The sequence below is a fragment of the Calothrix sp. NIES-2100 genome (assembly GCF_963875285.1).
GTDB lineage: Bacteria > Cyanobacteriota > Cyanobacteriia > Cyanobacteriales > Nostocaceae > Aulosira.
The window spans coordinates 7,057,270-7,081,573 of the sequence record NZ_CAWNLA010000001.1 but is presented as its reverse complement, the minus strand read 5'-3'; the positions used below and the strand labels follow the sequence as shown (position 1 = coordinate 7,081,573).

23 protein-coding genes are annotated in these 24,304 nt (G+C 40.2%); 10 read left to right on the top strand and 13 right to left on the bottom strand.

Going from position 1 to position 24,304, the window contains the following annotated elements:
• Positions 1–490: 490 nt before the first annotated feature.
• The 7 genes from glmM (at position 491) to AACU32_RS28840 (ending at position 9,745) form a co-directional block, all read left to right on the top strand.
• Positions 491–1,951, top strand: coding sequence for a phosphoglucosamine mutase (gene glmM, locus AACU32_RS28870; protein ID WP_096604756.1), 1,461 nt, complete (start codon positions 491–493; stop codon positions 1,949–1,951).
• Between the two features lie 59 nt (positions 1,952–2,010).
• Positions 2,011–3,672 (top strand): hormogonium polysaccharide biosynthesis protein HpsL, encoded by a 1,662-nt coding sequence (gene hpsL / locus AACU32_RS28865; protein ID WP_096604754.1) that lies wholly within the window; start codon positions 2,011–2,013, stop codon positions 3,670–3,672.
• A gap of 1,048 nt (positions 3,673–4,720) precedes the next feature.
• Positions 4,721–5,701 carry a hormogonium polysaccharide biosynthesis glycosyltransferase HpsN gene (hpsN, locus tag AACU32_RS28860; protein WP_096604748.1) on the top strand — a complete coding sequence of 327 codons (981 nt, stop codon included), beginning with the start codon at positions 4,721–4,723 and terminating at the stop codon, positions 5,699–5,701.
• Positions 5,702–5,791: 90 nt separating this feature from the next.
• The gene (gene hpsO, locus AACU32_RS28855; RefSeq protein WP_096604746.1) at positions 5,792–6,967 is read left to right on the top strand and encodes a hormogonium polysaccharide biosynthesis glycosyltransferase HpsO; all 1,176 of its coding nucleotides are present in this window, start codon (positions 5,792–5,794) and stop codon (positions 6,965–6,967) included.
• 126 nt (positions 6,968–7,093) lie between these two features.
• Positions 7,094–8,278, top strand: coding sequence for a hormogonium polysaccharide biosynthesis glycosyltransferase HpsP (gene hpsP, locus AACU32_RS28850; protein ID WP_096604744.1), 1,185 nt, complete (start codon positions 7,094–7,096; stop codon positions 8,276–8,278).
• A 137-nt stretch (positions 8,279–8,415) separates the two neighbouring features.
• Complete coding sequence (locus AACU32_RS28845; protein WP_096608224.1) at positions 8,416–9,054, top strand: peroxiredoxin; 639 nt, start codon at positions 8,416–8,418, stop codon at positions 9,052–9,054.
• Between the two features lie 109 nt (positions 9,055–9,163).
• Positions 9,164–9,745 carry a Uma2 family endonuclease gene (locus tag AACU32_RS28840; protein WP_096604742.1) on the top strand — a complete coding sequence of 194 codons (582 nt, stop codon included), beginning with the start codon at positions 9,164–9,166 and terminating at the stop codon, positions 9,743–9,745.
• Between the two features lie 82 nt (positions 9,746–9,827).
• On the opposite strand, the gene AACU32_RS28835 is transcribed toward AACU32_RS28840, so the two are convergent.
• The 3 genes from AACU32_RS28835 to AACU32_RS28825 all read right to left on the bottom strand — a co-directional run bounded on the left by AACU32_RS28835 (position 9,828) and on the right by AACU32_RS28825 (position 14,841).
• Entirely contained in the window at positions 9,828–12,065 is a 2,238-nt protein-coding gene (locus AACU32_RS28835; RefSeq protein ID WP_096604740.1) for a dynamin family protein, read from the bottom strand.
• A gap of 344 nt (positions 12,066–12,409) precedes the next feature.
• A complete protein-coding gene (locus AACU32_RS28830; protein ID WP_096604738.1) occupies positions 12,410–14,491 on the bottom strand; it encodes a dynamin family protein in 2,082 nt (693 codons plus the stop codon).
• 14 nt (positions 14,492–14,505) lie between these two features.
• Positions 14,506–14,841, bottom strand: a complete 336-nt coding sequence (locus AACU32_RS28825; RefSeq protein ID WP_339378349.1) for a DUF3040 domain-containing protein — start codon at positions 14,839–14,841, stop codon at positions 14,506–14,508.
• Between the two features lie 411 nt (positions 14,842–15,252).
• Here AACU32_RS28825 and AACU32_RS28820 point away from each other — a divergent pair, with 411 nt between their 5' ends.
• From AACU32_RS28820 to AACU32_RS28810, 3 genes are all read left to right on the top strand, one after another.
• Positions 15,253–16,149 carry an ABC transporter permease gene (locus AACU32_RS28820; protein ID WP_096604736.1) on the top strand — a complete coding sequence of 299 codons (897 nt, stop codon included), beginning with the start codon at positions 15,253–15,255 and terminating at the stop codon, positions 16,147–16,149.
• A 57-nt stretch (positions 16,150–16,206) separates the two neighbouring features.
• A complete protein-coding gene (locus AACU32_RS28815; protein ID WP_096604734.1) occupies positions 16,207–16,410 on the top strand; it encodes a hypothetical protein in 204 nt (67 codons plus the stop codon).
• A gap of 139 nt (positions 16,411–16,549) precedes the next feature.
• On the top strand, positions 16,550–17,449 hold the full coding sequence (locus AACU32_RS28810) for an ROK family protein (protein WP_096604732.1): 900 nt from the start codon (positions 16,550–16,552) through the stop codon (positions 17,447–17,449).
• Here AACU32_RS28810 and AACU32_RS28805 read toward each other — a convergent pair.
• From AACU32_RS28805 to AACU32_RS28760, 10 genes are all read right to left on the bottom strand, one after another.
• A complete protein-coding gene (locus tag AACU32_RS28805) occupies positions 17,446–17,682 on the bottom strand; it encodes a type II toxin-antitoxin system HicB family antitoxin (protein WP_096604730.1) in 237 nt (78 codons plus the stop codon). The two genes, AACU32_RS28810 and AACU32_RS28805, sit on opposite strands and share 4 nt — an antisense overlap.
• A complete protein-coding gene (locus AACU32_RS28800; protein WP_096604728.1) occupies positions 17,675–17,902 on the bottom strand; it encodes a type II toxin-antitoxin system HicA family toxin in 228 nt (75 codons plus the stop codon). The genes AACU32_RS28805 and AACU32_RS28800 overlap by 8 nt, the downstream gene beginning before the upstream one ends.
• A gap of 58 nt (positions 17,903–17,960) precedes the next feature.
• The gene (locus AACU32_RS28795; RefSeq protein ID WP_096604726.1) at positions 17,961–19,232 is read right to left on the bottom strand and encodes a ribulose bisphosphate carboxylase small subunit; all 1,272 of its coding nucleotides are present in this window, start codon (positions 19,230–19,232) and stop codon (positions 17,961–17,963) included.
• Between the two features lie 90 nt (positions 19,233–19,322).
• Positions 19,323–19,703, bottom strand: a complete 381-nt coding sequence (locus AACU32_RS28790) for a type II toxin-antitoxin system VapC family toxin (protein WP_096604724.1) — start codon at positions 19,701–19,703, stop codon at positions 19,323–19,325.
• Positions 19,700–19,927: a type II toxin-antitoxin system Phd/YefM family antitoxin gene (locus tag AACU32_RS28785; protein ID WP_096604722.1), complete on the bottom strand. Its 228-nt coding sequence runs from the start codon at positions 19,925–19,927 to the stop codon at positions 19,700–19,702. Before AACU32_RS28785 ends, AACU32_RS28790 begins: the two co-directional genes overlap by 4 nt.
• A gap of 77 nt (positions 19,928–20,004) precedes the next feature.
• Positions 20,005–20,667 (bottom strand): Uma2 family endonuclease, encoded by a 663-nt coding sequence (locus AACU32_RS28780; RefSeq protein WP_096604720.1) that lies wholly within the window; start codon positions 20,665–20,667, stop codon positions 20,005–20,007.
• Between the two features lie 47 nt (positions 20,668–20,714).
• Positions 20,715–21,302, bottom strand: coding sequence for a GDSL-type esterase/lipase family protein (locus tag AACU32_RS28775; RefSeq protein WP_096608222.1), 588 nt, complete (start codon positions 21,300–21,302; stop codon positions 20,715–20,717).
• Positions 21,303–21,419: 117 nt separating this feature from the next.
• Complete coding sequence (locus tag AACU32_RS28770) at positions 21,420–21,749, bottom strand: ribulose bisphosphate carboxylase small subunit (protein WP_096604718.1); 330 nt, start codon at positions 21,747–21,749, stop codon at positions 21,420–21,422.
• Between the two features lie 44 nt (positions 21,750–21,793).
• The gene (rcbX, locus tag AACU32_RS28765) at positions 21,794–22,201 is read right to left on the bottom strand and encodes a RuBisCO chaperone RbcX (RefSeq protein ID WP_096604716.1); all 408 of its coding nucleotides are present in this window, start codon (positions 22,199–22,201) and stop codon (positions 21,794–21,796) included.
• A 96-nt stretch (positions 22,202–22,297) separates the two neighbouring features.
• Positions 22,298–23,728: a form I ribulose bisphosphate carboxylase large subunit gene (locus tag AACU32_RS28760; RefSeq protein WP_096604714.1), complete on the bottom strand. Its 1,431-nt coding sequence runs from the start codon at positions 23,726–23,728 to the stop codon at positions 22,298–22,300.
• Between the last annotated feature and the right edge of the window lie 576 nt (positions 23,729–24,304).

The following is a 24,304-nucleotide window of genomic DNA, read 5'->3' as shown; positions in this document are numbered from 1 at the left end:
AATAAGAAAATTCATAAGTATTTTTGCTGATAAACAGTATTCTGAGAATTAGAGATATTCTCTAAAAAGAACAATCTATAAGTAAGTTTATTAGCATCGATGAACTAGAAGCGAAGAATCGCGATCGCGCAAACAATTATTCAGTAAATATGCTATGATTTGGCACCATTTCCCATAATGGTAGAGGAGCCTATTAGTCTGTCAATTTTGTTTTGAGGGATTTTTGGTAGTGTGAGCGTCTCGCTCACGCGGCCTTTTCGGCCCGCACTACAGTCCATAATTTTTATCTTGACAGAGTACTAGAGGCAAATCTACAAAAATTGCCATCAAAAGTGAAGGGGCAAAATCTAAGTATTAGCACTGATAAATGGGATACTAGTGATTTATCTATATATAGTTACTTATCCAAATCAAACAGTAATAAGTCAGAATTGTTGAACAAAGTGTAAAGTGCTATTTTGCAGTGTGACTGTGTGGAGTGTTTTAATATATGGTTTCATCAATAACTCGAACTCAAGGCGGCCTGAATGGAAGTTCTGCTGTAGTCAGCAATATCGCCAGCAATTATTCCCCTAACTTAATAACGCTGCCAAACAATCCCTTATTTGGTACAGATGGGATTCGCGGGCGAGTAGGAGAATTGCTGAATGCGCCTTTAGCATTGCAAATAGGTTTTTGGGCTGGGATTGTTTTGCGTACTCATGCCAATAACTCAGGGCCAGTGATTCTCGGACAAGACTCCAGAAACACCAGCGATATGCTGGCGATGGCTTTGAGTGCCGGGTTAACAGCAGCGGGAATAGAGGTATGGTATTTAGGTTTATGCCCTACTCCCTGCGTTGCTTATCTGACAAGCGTCAGTGATGCCATAGGCGGAGTTATGATTTCTGCCAGCCATAACCCACCAGAGGACAACGGCATTAAAATTTTTGATGGGGATGGTGGGAAGTTATCACTAGCATTGCAAGCAGAAATTGAAGCTGGGCTGCGAGGCAAGAAACCAGCCGTTGCTAGTGTGGTAAATAATTGCGGGCGACATTATTTACGAACAGAATTAGTTGCAGATTATGGTGATGCTTTAAAACAACCTTTACAAGGTGCAGTTAATCTCCAAGGGATGAAGATTGTTTTAGATTTAGCATGGGGCGCAGCAGTTGGGCTAGCCCCAGCAGTATTTAGGGAAATGGGGGCAGAGGTTATTTGCTTGCATAACGAAGCAGATGGCGATCGCATTAATGTTAATTGTGGTTCTACCCATTTAGAAATTCTCCAAGCTGCTGTCAAAGAACACAAAGCTAATGTTGGCTTTGCTTTTGATGGCGATGCCGATCGGGTTTTAGCTGTAGATAGTACAGGTAGACAAGTTAACGGTGATTACATTCTCTACCTGTGGGGACGCCACCTCAAGCAACAGCAACAATTACCAGATAATTTGATAGTTTCCACCGTCATGGCTAACTTAGGCTTTGAAAGGGCTTGGGAAAAATTAGGTGGAAAATTGATTCGCACCGCCGTTGGGGATCAATATGTGCAAGCCGAAATGTTGCGACATGGGGGAATGCTAGGAGGCGAACAATCTGGTCATATTCTTTGCCGTCATTATGGTATGACCGGAGATGGCTTGTTAACGGCCTTACATATAGCAGCTTTGATTAAAGAAGCTGGTGTTGAACTGCATGAAATGGTAGACCAAAGCTTTCAGACCTACCCCCAACTATTGCAGAACGTGCGCGTACTAGATCGCGATCGCCGCATGGCCTGGAAAGATTGCGAACCACTACAAAAAGCGATCGCCCAGGCGGAAACAGCAATGGGTGATGCTGGTAGAATTTTAGTCCGTGTTTCTGGCACAGAACCAGTTATCAGGGTTATGGTGGAAGCGGCCAATGCAGAACTGGCACACCACTGGACAAATGAACTGGTTTCACAAGTCCAGCAACACTTAGGATAACCAGTGCTGAAGTGCTGAGTTATACTTACTCAGAACTCAGCACTTCAGTACTGAAACACATGGCGAAATCCAATCAAAAATCTCAAAAATCAAAAAAGCGTAGGCGTAGCCCGCCGCAGGCATCGCAAACAGAAAAATCTACCCTTAGCCTCAAAGAACAGTTAGCCCAAAAGCGCAAGGCTAATCTAGCAAAAAAAGAATTTATCAGTTTATTAACTACCGCCGTTGGTGGCGGTTTATTCTTAGGCATACTGCTGTTTTTTGCAGGTGGAATTAAAGCAGCAGTTCCCGGTGTTTTAGCAATTATCATCCTTTCTTTTTCTTATAAATATCCCCGCCAAGCCCTTTTTGCCTTTATTATTTACGTCCCTTTTGGGGGTACAATCACTTACTACATTGGTAATAGTCCCATACTGCAATTAGCTAAAGATGCTTTCTATATTCCCGCCTTAATTGGAGTTTGGCAAAGTTGTAAGAAGCAGGGGTTACCTTTCATTATTCCCCAAGCCATTAAAACCCCACTATTAATTTTATTAGGCTTGTGTTTACTAACACTAATATTTATCAATGGCGGACAGCAGTTTAACCCACCTCAAGTAGGATTGCTAGAAAAAGCACCAAGTGAATTTCCTATAGGTTTGGGTATTTTGGGATTAAAAGTATTTTTAGGCTATGTACCTCTAATTACCTGTGCTTATTATTTAATTCGCAATCAAAAAGATTTTCTATTTTTATCACGGCTACAAGTTGTCTTAACACTTATTTGTTGCGTCCTGGGATTTATTCAATATTTATTATTACTCACTGGTATATGTCAAGGTACTAGAGGTTATGTAGGAGATGCCTTATTTAGAGCCACATTAGAGGCTAGATGTTATTTTGGCGGCTCATTATTATATAGTCCAGAAGAAGGAGTTATTCGCCTTCCAGGAACTTTTGTTGCTCCTTGGCAATGGGCATGGTTTTTAATTTCTAGCACCTTTTTTAACTTTGCTACTGGCTTCTCCGACCCTTCGATAATTTGGCGATTTATAAGTTTAGCTTCCTTAGCAACAGTGTTTATTAATGCTGTGATTTCTGGGCAAAGAATTGCTCTAGCTTTAGTACCAACCTGCTTCGTAGTTTTATTATTTCTTACTGGTCAAATTGCCAACCTCAAACGGTTTATTCCCATCGGTATCGGATTGGCTGTAATTTTGGGTATTGCTATGGTAACTAACCCTACTGTAGTGCAAGAAAGAATCGATAGTTTTACAGGTCGCTGGGAAACTTCACCACCCCAAGAGTTTATCTTTCAGCAATTTGAAGACACCTGGAAAAATGTAGATGCTCCTATAGGAAGTGGCTTAGGAAGAGCCACTAATTCTGCTCGTTCAATGGGTGAAACTAAACTGATAGAAACATACTTTCCCAAAATACTTTATGAAGTAGGAATTAGTGGATTAATTGGCTTCTTATTTTTTGTGACTACCCTCACAAGAACTGGCTTTAAAACCTATCGCTCAATAAAAAACCGTAATTTCCGCACTTATGGAGCATCTTTGTGGGTATTTATATTGTTTATTAGCTATAACACCTACTATTATCCTCTCGATGTCGATCCAGTTGCTGTTTATTACTGGTTTTATGCAGGAGTTCTTTTTAAATTACCATTCATAGATAAACAAGAACAAGCAAATAGTGAAGCGACGCAGAAAACCAATAAAAAACCTCTCCTCTAAGCTCGACTTTATCCAAAATTAAGAACTTGGTTCTCCATATCCGGCAAAAATCCTGGCTTTTTGGCAAATACTTTTTCCATGTCACTGATTCAAGCTCAAGTCCAAAAACTAAAACTACCGTCCCGCAATGCTTTCAGCATCGGGGTGGGTTGCGTAAAAATGGATAAAGTCGAGCTTAGAGCGTGTTTGAAAAGTTTTTTGCTGTACCTTTCCACTTTAAGATCCCCCCTAACCCCCCTTTTTAAGGGTAGGGCTGTTTCATTCCCTAAAAGGCTTGCAAATGCAAGGGTTCAGGAGATAAAAAATAAGCTTGGCATTCAATCTTAGGCATTAAAATGGTCACCAATTTATGACTTTTGCCCTGATATTTATCACCAATCATATTGACAAAATACATACCATTACGAATGAAACGGCCCTGCTTTTTAAGGGGGGAAGCGGAATCAAAGTCTCCCTTTTTAAGGGAGATTTAGAGGGATATAAAACTTTTGATAGCGATAAGACGACTTTTCAAACATCCTTTAACTGACAAGTTCCCAGCGATAAAATATCCATTTAGGATACTACCGTAAACTCCCTGAGGGCAAATTCCTAGCTGTAGTTTAGGCTAGATTCAGGTGACAAGATTGTCTTTTTAGATTAATAGAGTCAACTAAATACTCAATTTCTTAAAGAATTCGGGTATCTGAAGGAAATCAAATACGACTGTTATATTAGACTTCTTGCAAAAGTCCTTATTCTTACCTTCTTCTTTGCGTCTTTGCAACGGCAGTCGCTACAACGGGGGGAACCACCAAGGGCGCGCTGCCTCGTCTTTGCGTGAGACAGGTTTAATGTTGGCAGTAATTCCAAAAATTATCTCAAGCCTGTTTATTAATAGTGAGTATTATTTTAATAATTTATAGTATTTTATTTGTTAAATTAGCATATTTTTTAATAAAAAATTACTACTTGTGAGATACATTTCTGAATATATCAGCATATAAATTTTAATTAAAATGAGAATTTTTAATAAAAAAATACAACATTTATTTTGCATATAAAAACTATGATTAATCTACCTTTAATTTCTGTAATTATCCCTACTTATTCTCGAGAGGAAGCCCTAAAAGATAGTCTGATAGATATTATGAAACAGGATTATCCAAATTTTGAAGTTATAGTAGTAGACCAAACTCCAAAGCATCTACCAGAAATTCAAGCTTACCTAGAAGAATTAGTAAAAGCCGATAAAATTAAATGGTTCCGCTTAGATTGGGCGAGTTTACCAGGCGCACGTAATTATGGTGTACGACGGGCAAAGGGTGAAATAATTTTATTTATTGATGATGATGTACAGTTAACATCTGGCTTTTTATCAGCCCATGCAAAAAACTATTTGCAAAATCCAGAAGTCGGGGCTGTTGCTGGACGAGTATTTGACAGAATGAAATTAGGTGATTCTGGGGGAGAATTGCAAATTGAATATCTTCCTCCCCAAGCAATGGACCCAGGAATTGCTTGGTATCACATAGATTTAGTCCACACAATCAAACCCCAGCAAGTACTCACTGCTAGGGGGTGTAATATGTCTTTTCGCCGGGAAATTTTTACTAAATATGGACTGAGATTTGATGAACGGTTTCGCGGTAGTGCTGTGCGCGAAGAATCGGACTTTTGTTTGCGCGTGCGACAGACAGGATATAAGATTTGGTACGACCCAGAGGCTGATTTAGTGCATTTGGGTGAAGAAACAGGAGGTTGTCATGATATTAGTATGCGATCGCTCAAATATCAACTCACCTTTTACCACAATCATTTCTTACTGGGACTGAAAAACCTTACCGTTACTCAAGCTTTACGCCTCTACGCCCGTTTATTTGATTGTCACGTCCTGGGACGACCTCCTTGTCATAAAAGCGCTTCTCCCATCAAAATCTTAACTCGTTGCTTTTTCTATATTTTGGGTTTTCTCAAAGCTGTAGGTACTATCATTCAATCATTATGGAATGATGGGCAAATTTATAGTCGTCTTGATCAAGAATTTTAGTTATTTTTTACCCTTATAAATCTAGTTTTGTAGGGTGGGCAATGCCCATATTACGATTTCTCCCTATTACTTAAATTATGCAAATTATCTATGAAAATTTTAGTTGCTAGCCATACTTATATTGTAGACTTAAATTGCCAGAAGTTACGCACTTTATCTCAACTAGAACCAGGAATTGAAGTAACGGTTGTTGTTCCTAAAACCTGGCGACCGGGCGGTGTACAAAACAAAGTTATTGAAACAGAATACCGCGATGAAGGCGCATTTAAAATCGTCCCTGTTTCTAACTTTAGTCAAAATCAGCAAGGATTGCTCACGTTTGGTGTTGATTTAGTATCTTTATTACAGCAGTTTCGTCCCCATGTAATTCAGGTAGAACAAGGTTCTAGGGGACTGGCTTATACTCAGATAATTGCGTTAAATGTACTCTTGGGTTTGAACGCCAAAAATGTATTTTTTACATGGTGGAACTTACCATATAATCTAAAGTTACCAGTTGAATTATTAGAAAAATATAATCTTAGCCATAGCCACGGAATTATTTGTGGTAATCAGGATGGGGCAAAAATTTTCCAAGATAAAGGATATAAAAGACCGATTAAAGTTATGCCACAGTTGGGTGTAGATGAACAATTGTTTACTCACCAACCTCAACCGGAGTTAGGCGCTAAATTAGGAATTTTATCAAGTGATTTTGTTGTGGGTTTTGTTGGCAGATTTGTGCAAGAGAAAGGTTTGCTAACCCTTTTAAAAGCATTAATAAGCATAAAAGATAAACCTTGGAAGTTACTGCTGCTTGGACGGGGAGAGTTATATACAGAATTACTGAAAATAACAGCGGAAAACTACATTCAAGACCGGGTAATTATCATTGAAAGTGTTCCTCATAATGCAGTACCTCAGTATATTAATTTGATGGATACTTTAGTACTACCTTCAGAAACGACATACAAATTTAAAACTTTGACTGCTATTGGCTGGAAAGAACAATTTGGTCATGTACTCATTGAGGCGATGGCTTGTAAAGTCCCTGTAATTGGTTCTAACTCTGGTGAAATTCCCCATGTGATTGGTGATGCTGGTTTAGTCTTTCCTGAAGGTGATGCTCAGGCTTTAGCTAATTGCTTAACTCAATTAATTGATAACCCAGAACTTGCTAACCAAATCGGTGTGATGGGTTATCAAAAAGTGATGAATCAATATACAAATAAAGCTTTAGCACAGCAGCAATTGGATTTTTATCAGGAAATTGTTAATAGTCATTAGGTGTTGAAAAATTTTAGGTTTTAAACGCAGAGTGGCGCGGAGGGTTACGCAAAGTATCGCACATATTTTATCAGATACGGTTATGTTTTCTAATTAATATTCTTCTCAATAAGAAAGGACAAATTTATGAAAATCCTACACATTGTCCCTTCAATTTCTCTAATTTATGGCGGGCCTAGTCAAATGGTTTTAGGGCTGGCTCCCGCCTTGGTAAAAGAGGGAGTAGAGGTTACAGTCATCACAACTAATAGTAATGGCGATAATGGACAAAAACCTCTGAATGTTCCTTTAAATGAACCTGTAAAACAAGATGGTTATGAAATTTTATATTTCCGTTGTGCGCCATTTCGTCGCTATAAGTTTTCCCTAGATTTAGTCAATTGGTTAAAACGTCACGCTTGTGAGTTTGATTTAGCGCATATTCATGCTTTGTTTTCGCCTGTGAGTAGTGTTGCAGCAACTATCTGTCGCCAGCAAAAGTTACCTTATATTTTGCGACCTTTAGGAACTCTTGATCCGGCTGATTTACGTAAGAAAAAATTATTAAAACATCTGTATGCAGCAATTATTGAACGGCAAAATTTAGCTGGGGCGGCTGCAATTCATTTTACTAGCGATCAAGAAGCAAAAATATCATCAAGATTTGGGGTGAATACCCAAGATTTAGTGATTCCCTTGGGTGTGGTTCCGCCTCAATTCAGCAACCAGCGACAGGAAAATTTGGTACGCAATCAGTTGGGTATTCCTTGTGATGTACCTGTGATATTATTCATGTCACGGATTGATCCGAAAAAAGGGTTAAATTTGTTAATTCCAGCTTTAGAAAAGTTATTAGCTATTGGGTGCAATTTTCACTTTGTCTTGGCTGGGACAAATCCCCAAGATCCAGATTATGAACAAAATATCATTGCTCAAATCCAAAATTCACCACTGCGATCGCACTCTACAATTACAGGCTTTGTCACAGGTGAGCTAAAAGCTAGTTTACTACAAGCCGCTGATGTCTTCGTCTTGCCTTCCTACTATGAAAATTTTGGCATTGCTGTGGCTGAGGCGATGGTAGCAGGAATACCTGTAGTAATTTCCGACCAAGTGCATATTTGTCACCAAATACGCGAAAGTCAGTCTGGGTGGGTAGGTAGACTGGATGTACAAGTACTGGTAAATTTATTGCAAGCAGCTTTGGAAAATCCCCAAGAACGTCAACGCCGGGGAATCAACGCCCAACAATATGCATTACAAAATTACAGTTGGGATGCGATCGCTCACCAAACTATCGAAGCATACCAGCAAATCAGGCCATCGCCTTAATGTATTGAGCTTCTTTACGGGAAATTACGTAAAATAACATTTCTTTACAAATCTCTTAAACCGATGGGGAAACCGGGGTATTTTGTCACGCTTACGTAGTAGAATACTTAATGCCTTCTAACTACAGGGAAGCTCTCATGACTCTCCGTCTAGGTGATACAGTACCCAACTTTACGCAAGCCTCTACACATGGCGACATAGATTTTTACGAATGGGCAGGTGACAGCTGGGTAGTGCTGTTTTCTCACCCTGCTGACTATACACCTGTTTGCACCACTGAACTAGGCACGGTTGCCAAGCTAAAACCAGAATTTGACAAGCGCAACGTTAAAGCGATCGCCCTCAGCGTCGATGATGTAGAATCCCATAATGGATGGGTGGGCGATATCGAAGAAACCCAAAACACTACTCTCAACTACCCAATTTTGGCAGATGCAGATCGTAAGGTTTCTGACCTTTACGATATGATCCATCCCAATGCTAATGCAGCTGTGACAGTGCGATCGGTTTTCGTTATTGACCCCAACAAAAAGCTACGTCTGAGTTTCACATACCCTCCCAGCACAGGACGCAATTTTGATGAACTGTTGCGAGTAATTGATTCTCTGCAACTGACAGATAATTACAGCGTGGCTACACCAGCTGACTGGAAAGATGGGGATAAGGTTGTAATTGTCCCCTCCTTGAAAGATCCTGAAGTGTTGAAGGAGAAATTCCCCAAAGGTTACGAGGTAGTTAAACCCTATCTGCGCTTGACACCTCAGCCTAACAAGTAAGTCTGAAGATTATTTCATGTAAATATCTGCTGTCAAGGCGCGAAGATAAAACTTTGCGCCTTTATATTTTTACGTGAAAATATAAATAAAAGTTAGTCTGGTAAGCATTATGCTCTCATTCCCCTTGGTGTTACAAATTCCGCCATCAATGCAAATGACAGATGAACAATTCTTTGAGTTTTGTCAGGTAAATCGTGATTTACGCATTGAGCGAGATCAATGGGGAAACATATCAATTATGTCGCTTACAAACGGAAAAACAGGGAATCGTGACGAACACATATTTAGTCAACTTTATGCGTGGTCAGAACAAGATGGTACGGGTATTACTTTCGACTCCAGCACAAGATTTAAGCTATCAACAGGTGCAAATAGATTACCCCATGCTTCTTGGATGAAATTAGAAAGGTGGAATACTTTGTCATCAAAACAAAAAGAACGATTTGTTCATCTATTTCCCGATTTTGTAGTTGAATTCAGATCCCTCAACGAGAACCTGCAACCCATAAAGGAAAAAATGGCAGAATACATGAGGGAACCAGGAGTAAAGTTAAGCTGGTTAATTGACCGACAGCATCGCCAAGTATATATTTATCGTCCTGGCGAACCAGAGGAATGTTTAGATAATCCTGACAGGGTTAGCGGTGAATCAGTGTTACCAGGATTTGTTTTAGATATGAAAGTTTGGTAGAAACCTGTAGCAGTGTCAAACTATTAATGAAAACCGAATCCCGCTTCTGGTGGTGCAAGTTCATCATCTACAGTAGTCAACATCAATGAGTTTGATTAGATAATATTGTATAAGCTTCGTTAATTAGGCGCATTTTTTCTTGAGCTTGTTTTTGTAACTGTGGCTGATGCACAAATAAATCTGGATGCCATTTTTTTACTAAAGTTTTGTAAGCTTGTTTCACTTCACTCAATGATACACCTGGCTGTAATCCTAAAATTCCATAAGCACGGGTAATTTTGTCTTTTTCTGCTTGGGTTTTAGGTGGCTGAGGTGCTTTATTGCTTTGGGATGTATTCTGCTGTTTGTTAGCTTGAGAACCAGGATTACGCATTTCTGCTTTCATTCGCGCTATCTCCTCATCAAGTTCCCAATTGCGAAATTTTGCTTCCAATTCTGCTGGATTTGGCGAGGGTGAAGCCTTGGGTGGTGGAGGTGGAGGTGTATTAACTCGCTGAGTGGAAGATGTTTGATAAGTATAAGAAGTTTTAGATGTTGAGGATGCAGAAGCATTAACTTTCTCTTCTACTTTTGAGTAAGTTTTTTGTTCCTTTTCTACTGGTGGGGTATATGGCGTATATTTTGGCGTTTCTCGGTAAGGTTGATAATTGGTAGATATCTTAGCTTTATTTAACTCTTGTAGTAATTGATTAAAACTATTTTGTAATTGCTGCAAATCTTTACGCTTATTGGCAATTTCTAAAGGTTCTTGGCTACCTGAAAAGTGAATTACCTTTTTAGCTTTATGCTCAAATTCAGCCAAAATTGATAATCCTTGATTGCTCAATTGGGAGAAATAATCTTCAGTTGCAGCTATGCAAAGTTGCGCAACCTGCTGATGATAAGATTCCTTAGCTGATTTGTCGTCAGATTCTTGAATATTTTTGTTTAATAAATAAGAAATACTCCCAACCACAGCCGCACCTACAGGGCCACCCAATAACCAACCAATACCACCACCAACTGCAATCGCACCAGGTTCACTTAAATCATTACTATTACCTGGTTTAGGTGGTAATGTAATTTGTGGTTCTCTAGGTAAGGGAATATATAAATCTTCTGGCCTTGCTTCTTTGAAAAACTCGTAAGCTTGATAAAGCCATTTCATGATATTTAGTTGTAACTCAGTCAAGTCTTTTTTTAAAGTATCTATTTGCCAAGTTTTAAATTTATCTTCGGCTATTGCTACTGTGGCATTAGTTTGATATTTCTTGAGCAGATTGGATAAATCTAGCCAAGTGCGTAATTCAGCAATACTCTTACTTAAGCCTTGTTGAATTAGATTAGCAGCTTTTTGTTTAACCTCAATTTTAGCAGTTTCCTTTCCATCAAAAGAGTTGATTTCGCTCAGGAGGGGGTCAATTTTTGATTTTAAATTGAATTGAATTTGCGAAGCGATCGCCTGCACTCTGGGTAATCGCACATCGCCACGATTTTGTTGTAAAATACTGACAATATTTTGCAAAGCTGCTTCAAAGGTTGCTAACCCGCTACTAGTAGCAGCAGCAACATCACCTTTTAATCTGGCTCTTAAAGCTGGTAAAGCATCCACACGATATAAATTACTAAACCCCGGTGGTAATTCGGCGCGAAAACTTTCGGCGACAAACAGCAGGCGATTTTGTACTTGCTGTTGTTCTTCGGGTTCAAGTAAGTTAATAAAATTAGCGACAAAAATAACTGTTTTAATACCCCGATCTAATAGCCAATCGCGCAAGTTTTCTCGCTCACCCAAAGTCATTAACTTGCGAGCATCGAGTAATTGTACTACTAAATCTGTAGATAACAGGCGATCGCGTACTAAATTATCTTGTTCTTCGCGATCGTTTGTACCTGGTAAATCCAGTAATTCTATACCCCTTTCTAAAAAAGGATGAGGACAAAAAACTTCTACAGATGTAACATCTTGACGCATCTGTCTGTTACCATCCAAAATTGCATACTGCTGCAAAATTTCCGTACCACTGCGATAAATTTCTGTACCATCTCTCAATAGAATTCGCGTGCGTAAATCAGTACCATACTTGACGGTAATCGCCGCGCCTGTCGTGGGAATTAAATCAATTGGTAAAGTACGATTTCCTAAAATGGCATTTAATAGGGTGGATTTACCATGATTGAAGGGGCCAAATACCGCAATCTGAAAGTTAGGATTAGCCAAGTAGTGAGAGATAGTATTTATATCTTGAGATAGTTGTGATTTACGCTCTAAATTTAGCAATGTAGATGCAGATTTGAGCGCCTTCACTAAATCCTGATAACTTTCAGATTGTTTTTGCATATTTTTCTGGTTGTATGTTGTGTATGCAAATAGATTTTGGATTGGTAAATACAGATAAACACAGATTTTTCTCGGTGTTTATCTGTGTTTATCTGTGGTTTAATCTTCATTGCTTGGTATTAGCTTTCCTCTCTGTGTTCTCTGTGACTCTGCGGTTCAAAAGTAATTTAACCACAGAGACGCAGAGGGCACAGAGATAAGAGGTGATAGTTTATCTATGTTTATTTAACTAACCGCCAATTACGCCAAGTAGGGTGGGCATTGCCCACCAGCTCCGGGTTTTGGTGGGCAATGCCCACCCTACATATATTTTCTCATTTCTTAGTATGACCTAATATTAACTTTCAACTATAGTAAGCTAATAAATTATTATAAGCAGCTTCAATTTTTTGCAATTGTTCTATCACATTTTCCTGCAAATTTTTCAGCCGCTTTAACTCACTTTCGCGATTAATTTCCCGTGTAGCTTTCTGCTTGAGGAGATTATCTAATTCAGATTTCCGAGATGTGATATCGTCGTTGATTCTCCTACTCACTTCTCTTTCATAAGAGTCAAAACACTCTTTAACTGCATCATATACTGTTTGCGATTGCTCATGTGCTACTTGGGGTAGGTATTTTACTAATTCTTTCTTGGTAGTTTTTACCAATTCTTTACGTGCTTGATCTGCTTGGAGAAACCCTACTCCTAAGCCTAGCAATGCAAACCCAATCGGACCGAGAAAAACACCAGTTACAGCTGAAATTATGCCACCAATACCAATTACAGTGAAGTAATTTAATAAAATATTTTTCCAATCAAATCCTGCGCCAGCTAATGCAACCCCAGCTAAGTTTCCTCGCGATAAAGACAACAATCCCATCGCCCATTTTGCCCATCCAGGAGATTTATCATCTTCTGGAGTACCAGCAGGATTTACTTTTACTTGTTGTCCTGTTAATTTTTCGGTAATTTGGTCTGTAACTTGACTATAAGATGCGCCATATTGTGCCGCACTCAAAGAAAGTTCTCTAAAACCTGCATTGATATCTTTTTCAGCCGTTAAAGTCCAAGCGGAGAATTTATCAGTCATGTATTGCTCAAAAGCTTTTTGCAATGCAGTATTAAATTCATCTCTTTTTCCACTACTGAGGAAATCAAACAAATTTAACTCTGGCTGATAGCGTAAGAAATCAGTTTCAAAGGTATTTCCTAAGTTTAAAACATAGCTGCGAAAGGATTCAGAAATCTTTCTGGCTTGGGTATCTCTAGTATTGATAATTTCTTTTTGGAATTGATCGCGGATATTTGTCAGTTTTTTAAATTCCGGTTCTACAGAATCAATTCTTTGTTTCAATTCATTGACATCTTTATCCAGCAATGGTAAGCGTCTTTCTATAGCTTCGTGGGTGTGATTGCAGGCTTGTCTCGCTAAAGTTCTCACTTGTCGCAATTCTGCGATCGCACGTTCTCTGGTAAGAAATGTATTCAAGGCTCCCATAAACTCTAAAAAGCCAGTCCCAGCTAAATCAGCTTGGGGATTTTTCAATCTTTTTCTGAGTGCTTGAATTGATGAAAGCTCAAATACACGCTCATTGTAAATGTTCTGACCATCTACATAACAATATTCTGCTAAATTCGCTTGAAATACTTGCCGTAATCTATCTTCTGCTGCACTTAATTCTTCTACATCATCAGGATCAATCAATGATTCTTTTACCTGATCCCAAGCATTAACTAAGAAGAAAACCGTCAAACCTCGACCTTTAATGTAATTTTCGAGATAGCGACGCTCACCCAATGTGCAAGGTTGGGATGCTCTCATCACAAACAAAATTGCATGGCAATTATTGACATATCCTAACGATAATTCGTTACGTGCTTCTGTATCGTTTAACCCTGGACTATCAACAATTTCAATTCCCTTTTCCAATAGTGTTAAGGGATACTCAACCACTGCATAATCGACATCAGGAAAAGCCTGTTTTTTTTCTTGTTCTAATTTTTTTGCTTCTGCCGGATCAATAGTATATTTATATTTAAAGCTTTGAAAATCTAGTTGTTGTGGGCTTTTACCATCATTAAAATGTATTGTGACTTTTTTCTCTGGTCCGTAGCGTAAAACTGTTAATACTGCGGTACAAGGATTAACATCACTGGGTAGCAAATTTTCGCCAATTAAGGCGTTGAGAAACGTACTTTTACCCCGTTTCATATCGCCTAGAACCAAAAGGCGAAACACACCTTGGCGCAGATTTTTACTAGCTACTGTAATATCTTCAATATCTCGTTCTAAACTAAGTTTACCTGAGGAAGATTCGCCAGCTAACTCTGCTTGATTAATTGTGTCAGCAAGTTTGCTCAAACATACTGACATTTCTGATCGCACTTGCGCAACACGTTCTAAATCGTTGAGAAACTTGTCAGCCGCAACTTGATTAGTCATTTTGATACCCTAAATTAAGGTTTGTTTTTTGGAGATTCTAGGAAAAGTTTGTAAGCCATCCAAACCAGCGCACCGAACATCACAATTCCCGCTACCGCTGCGGCTATCCTCACAGCAACTAACACCGCCACCCCAATCCCAAAAAGCTGTATACCGAAAATCGCTTTTTTCATCCACGGTTGAGAAAACTTTTCTGACTGATGCTTGACAGTTTTATGAAAAGGTGGTTCAGGACGATTGATATCCGCTTCCATTTCCCGGAGTCGTAATTCCATTTCTCGTTCTCTGAGTTTACGTTCGCGCTGTTCTAAGTCTTGATTGCGATCGCCTTCCATTGGTTTCCACCCCATTGAGGACAATGAAATATTTTCAGTAATTATAGGTTATATTTGTGTATTTTATTTTACTGATAAATAATAACCCTCAGTATAATCCCTATTTTCATTGAAAATGCTTAACAGCAAAATTCATCAGATATATTAGATCCACCAGTTGAGCTTGCTTTTTCGGAATTTTGAGTACAGAAAGGCAGAATTCAGCAGTTCGGCTTAGCGAGAGTTTCGACTTCGCTCAACTCCCGCTAAGTTAAGATTCAGTTGGCAGAGGGAGCAGAGGAGACAAACAATTCAAAATTCACACATTATGCTCTGTTAAGATTTCCCTGTTCCCTTTTACAAATGACAATTGACCATTGACAACTGACCATTGACAAATGATATGTAAAATGGTCAGCGTATCTCGCTCGATGTAGGCGATCGCTCATGTCCATGACAAAACGGCAAATGCCGTCATTTTTACGCTTTCCCAAAAATCCGAATCTTTCTCAACGACTAATGTTGATTGGGATAGCCATTACTCTGTTTTTTATATTCCTGGCGTTCTTTGCTCCCGTATTTCAAGCTTGGGGATGGCTACAAGATCCCACAAAAACGACACCTAACCCAGTTTCCGATCCACCTTCAGGCCAATTTTGGTTTGGCACTAGTATCTTGGGACAGGATGTGTTTTCTCGGACAATCTTTGGCGCTCAAGCGGCTTTGCAAGTGGTGATTTTAGCAACAGCGCTGAGTATGGTAGTTGGTGTGCCATTAGGTATGGTCAGTGGCTATCTCGGCGGTAGATTAGATAAGATATTGCTGTTTATCATGGATAGCATTTACACCCTACCAGGACTACTGCTCTCAGCGACACTAGCATTTATGGTAGGGAGGGGGATATTAAATGCAGCGATCGCTATTAGTATTGCCTACATTCCCCAATATTACCGAGTTGTGCGCAACCACACTGTCAGCGTGAAAACAGAGGTATTTATTGAAGCTGCTCAAGCAATGGGCGCTTCTACTTGGATTGTGCTGTCTCGCTATTTATTTTTCAATGTCATTCAAAGCGTACCTGTGTTATTCACCCTCAACTGTGCCGATGCGATTTTAGTCTTAGGTGGTTTGGGATTTTTGGGTTTAGGATTGCCAGAACAAGTTCCAGAATGGGGACATGATTTACAACTAGCACTATCGGGATTATCCCTCGGCATTTGGTGGACTACACTTTTTCCTGGTTTAGCGATGACATTGATGGTGGTAGGGTTATCACTACTTGGTGAGGGTTTAAATGAATTTGTCAATCCTCGTTTGCGACGACAGAATAGTATTCGGAAATAATTCAGTCAATAGTGAACAGTAATTAGTACACAGGCTGATCTTGATTTGGAGATTGATGTGAAAGATAATTTAACTTTAATTGCCGCCGCTACTGGCGGGTTTATGCTTTCTGTAGCTTTATCAGGAATTTTACGGGGAGCACCAGTCACAGCTTGGCAAGGTGAATCAGGTATGCGGCAGACGAATGTTACCAATTTACAATTTGCCGCCAAGAAACCTGAAAACTCAGAATTTTTTAGCAACAAGACACAAAAAAGCTAATATGCTTTTTGAAAGTGATTGGGCATTGGGCATGGGGCATGGGGCATTGGGCATTGGGCATTGGTCAATAGTCATTACTCATTACTCCTCCTTGTCCCCCTTCCCTAGCCCCTAGCCTCTAGTCCCTAGTCCCGAAACAGTGGTGAATTCTCAAGTAATTGGTATCGATTTGGGGGGAACAGCGATTAAGCTGGGGCGATTTGATCGAGATGGCAATTGTCTGCAATCTCTGACAGTAGCAACTCCCCAACCATCCACGCCCCTATCTGTGCTGGCGGTGATGGTGGATGCGATCGCCCAAGTTGATCCAGATAATCAAACTGTGGCGATCGGTGTCGGCACTCCGGGCCCTGCTGATGCGAAGGGACGCATTGCCAAAATCGCCATCAACCTGACAGGATGGCGAGATGTACCTTTAGCAGATTGGTTAGAAGCGAAAACTGCTAAACCCACAATTGTTGGTAACGATGCTAACTGTGCAGGTTTGGGCGAAGCTTGGTTAGGTGCTGGTCGCTGCTTTCAAAATTTTATTATGCTGACTTTGGGGACTGGTGTTGGCGGTGCCATCTTCCTCAATGGCAAACTATTCATCGGACATCAAGGCGCAGGGGGAGAACTAGGTTTAATCAGCTTTAACCCTGAGGGGCCGATGTGTAATAGTGGTAATCGCGGTTCTTTGGAACAATACACCTCAATTACAGCCATCCGTCGCCGCACTGGCAAAGAACCTTGCGAATTAGGCGCTTTGGCAGAAGTAGGAGATGCCAAAGCCTTGACTTTTTGGCAGGAATATGGTACAGATTTGGCTATTGGCTTAACAAGTTTGATTTATGTTTTAACGCCAGAAGCGATCGTCATTGGTGGTGGCGTGAGTGCGAGTTTCCAGTTTTTCTTACCCGCTGTTAAAGCAGAAATTGAGCAAAGAGTTATGCCGACATCGCGTGTCGGTTTACAAATTTTACAGGCCAAATTAGGTAATGCTGCGGGTATGGTAGGTGCAGCAAAGTTAGCATGGCATCTGCTAATAAGCACGATTTAGGCAACCTGATTAACAGTATTAACAGTATTAAAAGTTGGCTGTGGAAGCTGTTCATTTGTAGCTTCGTAAGCCATAATTAGGGATTCTAATGCTTCAATACCATTTGTCACAGCTTCTTCATAAGTATCGCCATGAGTCCGCCAACGCTGTCCGGGAAAATCAGGAAATCCAACTAAGAAGCAGTTGTCTTCAAGAGACCATTGAATTAACATTTGATACTTAAATTTACTCATCTTTCTGTTTTTCTTGCTGTTGTTTCTCCTCTACCTCTTTTATAGCTTGTTGCACATCCTTTTCTTGGTAGGGTTTAGCGTCCGAACTATCTTTTCCTGAAACCGTTAGCTTTCCAGCATATAAAGGATGTATCCAGTTAGTGTGGCTTCCTTTTCCTGGGAGTTCAGTAAAACCTACTTGGCGTAACCATTGTTTTAACTCCCTAATCTTCTTAGGCATTATTTAGATCGACAAATAATTTGGCAATCAACAAGGGGCGGGGAAACCCCGCCTTTATCTAATTTTTCCCATTCGGACGCTGAATAATGGTTTCTAGCACCCGCCGCTTCGCCTTTGGATCAATCCCCACCAACCGCAGATATTCACCGCTATATTCAGCTAGACATGATTCTAAAGCGGAGATTGCATCTGAGTGTGCATCGATGTGGGTGTTCAGACAACTTTGCCAAGAACCTGTACGAAAGCGGCGTTCATCTACGTGTTCAATATTAATCGTGTAACCTTGAGCCAAAATTTGCCGAATCTGTTCTTGTGTTTCTAGGGTTAAATGTGGACTCGATACTTGCTGGTGTAAACCATTAGTTTTTGCGGCTTGATATCCACCATCGCTTAACGGCTGACTAGTTGGTGTCGCATTCGTAGGTGGCGCAGCTTGATAATTTCTACCGCGATTCAGGCGATTGTACTCATCAACCAACTGGGAATTTTCCACCCGTTTTTGTTCACCTACCATTAAGTGACCAGCTTCAATTAAATGCGCTAGGCTAAAATATGGCTTTTTAAATGCTGGTGGCCCTTCTAGGCTATTCACAACACGTAAGGAAATGCGCTCAAATCCTACTTTATGGATAAACTCACGGATTTGTTCGTCATAAATACGCGATCGCAAAGCGCTAAAGAAATCAACCGATTGATTAACAAAAGTATCAACTAGCTGTTCAATTTCCTTTTGGGAAAGTCCATCTGGCTCAAAAATTCCCCCAACAATCCCTACTTTATCGTCACGACTTGGTTCCCAATAAAATTTTTCCATACGACCGTCCCGAATTAACGGTGCATACAGGGTAGTAAAATCATTACCTGTGACAATAATTGGTACACGACGTAAAGGTGTGGAATCATAGCTTCCAGGTAACTGGACATCTGTAGGATTATCCGCAATATTCATCAGTGTGGCATTCACCAACTGAGTATTTACTGTATATTGAGTGCCTTCATCAAATCTACCTGCACCCGCATCTAAATCATTAATCATCAGCACGCACATTTTACCGCGCACTTTGCTTAATTCCGACGTTTCTCGGTAGCGTAAGCGAATTAAACGTGCTGGATCTCCCGCATCTGGACTTTCTAATTCACCACCAGAGATGAGCGTCACTTCCACACCCATTTTTTCAAAAGCTAATTCACATTGAAAAGTTTTTCCTTCACCTTTACGTCCATGAATCCCTAAAATCAAAGGTACTCTGATACCAGGAATATTCAAGAAATTCTTGGTGATGTGGACAGCAATTTTATCTAAAAATCGAGGAGCAATGTAGTAACCCATAAAATTGTTCTACCCTGGGACTTATTAAAATAATGCTACGTGTTTTTGTGTCAAATTTTCATTTATCTTTTGGTAGAAAGAGAATCCTAACTACCACAAACGCTGAATTGGATAGGCATCAAAAATTGTATCAGCACTCAGTATAGGAATACCTTCTACTATAGACTGTGCAATTAACATTCTGTCAAATGGGTCACGATGATGTAAAGGAAGTTGGGAAACAACAATAATTTCTTCTCTAGCGATTGGCATTACTTCAATACCATTGTTAATTATTTGCTGTTCAATAAACTCAGGAAAACTCATATTGAAATTGAGTTTACCAATACTGTGTTTGATTGCCATTTCCCAAACACTGACAAGACTGAGCAGGTTATCATTGTTTTCAATTCGCGATCGCAAATTATCGCTAATTCTTGGATTACCCATAACAAACCAAATAAAAGTATGAGTATCCAGTAGTTGTCTCATTCCATATATTCCTTAAAATCTTCTAATGGTTCGTCAAAGTCATCAGATATAGTTATTAATCCCTTAGCACTACCAAACTGAGGACGTCGTTTAACTGGTGCTACAGGCGTTAACTTTACTACAGGTTGATTGTCTTTGATAATAATAATTTCTTCACCGCTTAGGGCTGCTTCAACCAAATCAGATAAGTGTTGCGATGCTTCATCTAGAGTAATTTGCTGCATAAATAATACCTTCAAATATTTAATTCTAGGTTAATCTCAATCTCTATTTCAATATTGAAGCCGAAATATTTGAGTAATTATGCTAGAAATTGTTGATGCTCTCGCGAGTTCAATCCTTGCTGTAATACCGCTAAAACTTGCGTCATTTCTCCCTTTAATAATGCAACCACATCCAACCATAAACCAGGAAATACACGACTTTTGATAATCCCATCAGCATCAGGTGCTAATGTGACATACTCACCATTTTTTAAAATAAACCAATCAAATTTATTTTCAAATACTTGCCAAACAATATATTCTTTAACCCCATTGCGACGATATACCCGCTTTTTATCATATAAATCATTGGCGGCACTACTAGCAGCAACTTCTGCAATTAATTCAGGCGCGCCTTCTATATAGTCATCTTCACTAATCCGGGTTTGTCCACCGAGTTGTTCGTCAAGTATCAGTACAACATCCGGTTGTACTTCATTATCTGCATCTAAGCGGACTGTAGCATTATCGCCTAACTCCACACCTGGGGTAGACACTTTGTAAGTTCCTAACCAGATAATCAAGTCACCGTGAGGTTGTCCATGACTTCTAAAACGTAATGGTGAGGCCACGTAGACGACTCCTTCGATTAATTCTGCTTTTTTGGTATTTGACATCGCATAATAGCGGCGTTCAAATTCTGGGCGAGTTAGGCGATCGCCACTTTCTAAAGGTGGTATTTTGGTATCTGAAGCTGTCATTTGCAGATTCCTCAAAGAAGTTTCGCTGCATCTAGTATAAGCAATTCTTATCTAAACCAATTTAGCCAAGCGTCCCAACTGTCTACAATTTGGGCAAATTCAGCATAACCAGCGGCTCTGGGATGAGCGCCATCATAATTTCTGGCTTCTTCTAGCCAAATAGCTGATTTTTCTAATATCGGGAAAACGTTGAGATAGGGAATATTTAATTCCTGACAAACTAAAGCAAACTCTTGAGCTAAATTAGCAATTCTTTGATTTTGTGCCTCATCTGTGCATGGAGGCGGACTCACCATTAAAACTGGGTATAACTGTTGAGCTGCACTCAAAATACTCCAGATATTTTGAATTGAATCTTCAACAGCAACACGAGTTTTACCATTTTCAATTGTCGTGTCATTGACACCAAAGGAAAATACAACTCTCCCGTCATATTCTTTTGGCAGACGATAAGTAACTTCTCTGTGCCAACGGTTTTTCAGTTCTGTACTCGTTTCTCGCCGCACACCTAAATTATAGTAGGTGATTTCATGACCTTTTTTCTGAGCATTCACACAGATTCGACCTGTCCAACCGAGGCATTCTGGATCACCTGTACCATTAACAAATGACTCGCCCAGAAAGCAAATTCTCATTTGGGATGGAGATTTTTCAGTCACAAAACTTCTACTCAGTCGCTATAAAAACCAGAAAAGAGAGGTAAAACTATCTACCTCTCTTTGATGAATAAATTATTTAAACGAAATCAGCTTTTAGTATCTGCTGGGTTTGTGAACGATGAAGCTGAGTACTTGGCACTGCTTGATGTTATCAAAACCAACAACCCGGATATATTGGTTGGAATACTGAGAACGGCAAGCTTGAACTTCGTTCAGCACTTCTTGAGTAGATTTAGCACCAAACAAAGGCAGCTTCCACAGTGTCCAATATAATTCTGTTGGCTCAGAAGTTTCGTTAAATTCAACTGCTGGGATATAACCTTGGCTCAGGATGTACTGAACCTGCTTGGCAATTTGAGCGTCAGACAGGGGAGGTAAATAAGAAAGGGTTTCGTAACGACGCTCTTTTGGTAAAGTTTGCATGGCTGTTGATAATGGGTTGCGATTTTTACTACTACGTTGATCAGCTAACTGGATAAGTTATCCAAGTTTGGGTCTGAGGTGGTTTGCTGTTCCGCTTGCAGACTGGGGTCTGATGTTTCTATTTGAGTGATGCGTTCTAGATGCTGGCGACGCTGTTCCATATTGGCTTGCTGAATGCCAGTGCGAACCATTTCCGGTAAGAATTCTGCAATTTCCTCAGCAATGTGTTCTCTGACAGTCATGATCCGCAATGCCAAATCTGGCTTCTCTTTTAACAATTGGGCAATATACGATTCTCCATCCTGAATTTTGTCAGCGGAATAGTTATGCAACCAAATTGCCAATGGAGGATTAGTTTCGCCTAGCTGTGCCAGTACCGTCCTTAGTGCCTGATAAGTCAGGTAGCTTTGGAGAGTCTTGGCTGTGTCCTTCGCAATTTGCTTAAGATTCATGCTTGACCCCAGCCTTTAGTTAAGTAAAAAGTAAAAAGTAAAAAGAAAGGATGAATATTTCTTTTACCTTTTAACTTTTTACTGGTTACTTGAGGATCAGACGGTATCCATTGCCTCGAATTCAAACTTGATTTCTTTCCACAGTTCGCAAGCTACAGCCAATTCAGGAGACCACTTGGCGGCTTCGCGGATAATGTCGTTACCTTCACGAGCCAAGTTGCGACCTTCGTTACGAGCTTGAACACAAGCTTCTAAAGCGACACGGTTAGCTGTAGCGCCAGGAGCGTTACCCCAAGGGTGACCAAGTGTACCACCACCAAATTGCAATACAGAGTCATCACCAAAGATTTCTACGAGTGCGGGCATGTGCCAGATGTGAATACCACCGGAAGCAACTGCCATTACGCCAGGTAGAGAAGCCCAGTCTTGGGTAAAGTAGATACCGCGAGACTTGTCTTGCTCAACATAGTTTTCACGCAATAGGTCAACGAAGCCCATTGTGATACCACGCTCACCTTCCAACTTACCAACTACGGTTCCGGTATGGATGTGGTCACCACCAGATAAACGTAGGGCTTTAGCCAATACACGGAAGTGAATACCGTGGTTCTTTTGACGGTCGATTACAGCGTGCATCGCCCGGTGAATGTGCAATAGAATACCGTTATCGCGGCACCAACGAGCCAATGTGGTGTTGGCGGTGAAACCTGCGGTGAGGTAGTCGTGCATGATGATGGGCATTTTGAGTTCTTTGGCGTACTCAGCCCGTTGCAACATTTGTTCGCAGGTGGGGGCGGTAACGTTCAGGTAGTGACCTTTGATTTCGCCGGTTTCTGCTTGAGCTTTGTGAATAGCTTCTGCTACAAACAAGAAGCGATCGCGCCATCTTTGGAATGGTGCAGAGTTGATGTTTTCGTCGTCTTTGGTGAAGTCCAAACCACCGCGTAAGCACTCGTATACAGCGCGTCCGTAGTTTTTAGCAGACAGACCCAATTTGGGCTTAATTGTACAACCCAACAAAGGACGACCGTATTTGTTTAACTTGTCACGCTCAACTTGGATACCGTGGGGAGGACCTTGGAAAGTCTTGATGTAAGCTACAGGGAACCGGATGTCTTCCAAACGTAGTGCCCGTAAGGCTTTAAAACCAAACACGTTACCTACAATTGAGGTCAATACGTTGGTTACAGAGCCTTCTTCAAACAGGTCTAGAGGATAAGCAATGTAGGCAATAAATTGGTTATCTTCGCCGGGAACTGGTTCGATGTCGTAGCAACGACCTTTGTAGCGATCTAGGTCGGTGAGCAAGTCTGTCCACACAGTTGTCCAAGTACCAGTAGAAGACTCAGCCGCTACTGCCGCAGCTGCTTCTTCAAAGGGAACACCAGGCTGGGGTGTTACACGGAATGCCGCTAGAAGGTCTGTATCTTTAGGTGTGTAATCGGGTGTGTAATAAGTAAGTCTGTAATCTTGAACCCCGGCTTTATACCCAGATTTTGACTGAGTCTTCGTTTGAGCGTAAGACATAAATTCCCTTCCAAGAAGTCACACTTTATTACTTAACAAATCACGTTGCATACAATTTTCCCCCACTCCACTTCTTCCCCTGTAAGCAAAGGGAAAATTAGGAAAATTTTTTGTTAGGGGTTGTCTATGGCAAAGGGTAGTGGTTTTTATTCAGGAACATTTAGTGAAGTATACAAGACATCATCACCAGCTTCCTTTATTTTTCGAGGTACACGACTGTGTACTTCTGGCTCTTCCTCTGTCCCAGGCATATAAATTCTTTTTATCTGTTCTTCTCACTCCTATAAAGCTTATCTACCTAAATTCACCTTGCCGCTTTACAAGGCTGACTCTTGCCCATTCTTCCTGAGAACTATCTAGGTTTACTGGTTTTCCTGCTGATATATCTCCTGGATTTCCTTGATTTACAGGGAAAGAGGAGCAATTTGGATTTAGGTAGGTTTAAAGGAGTGGCGATCGCAAGACAAAAATTGCACACCACGTAATTTGTAACTTGTCTCACAATATATCAAGAAATCAATAAGTTATACTTTGAAACTTTTTAACTTATATATTTAAATTTTTTATTACATAAAG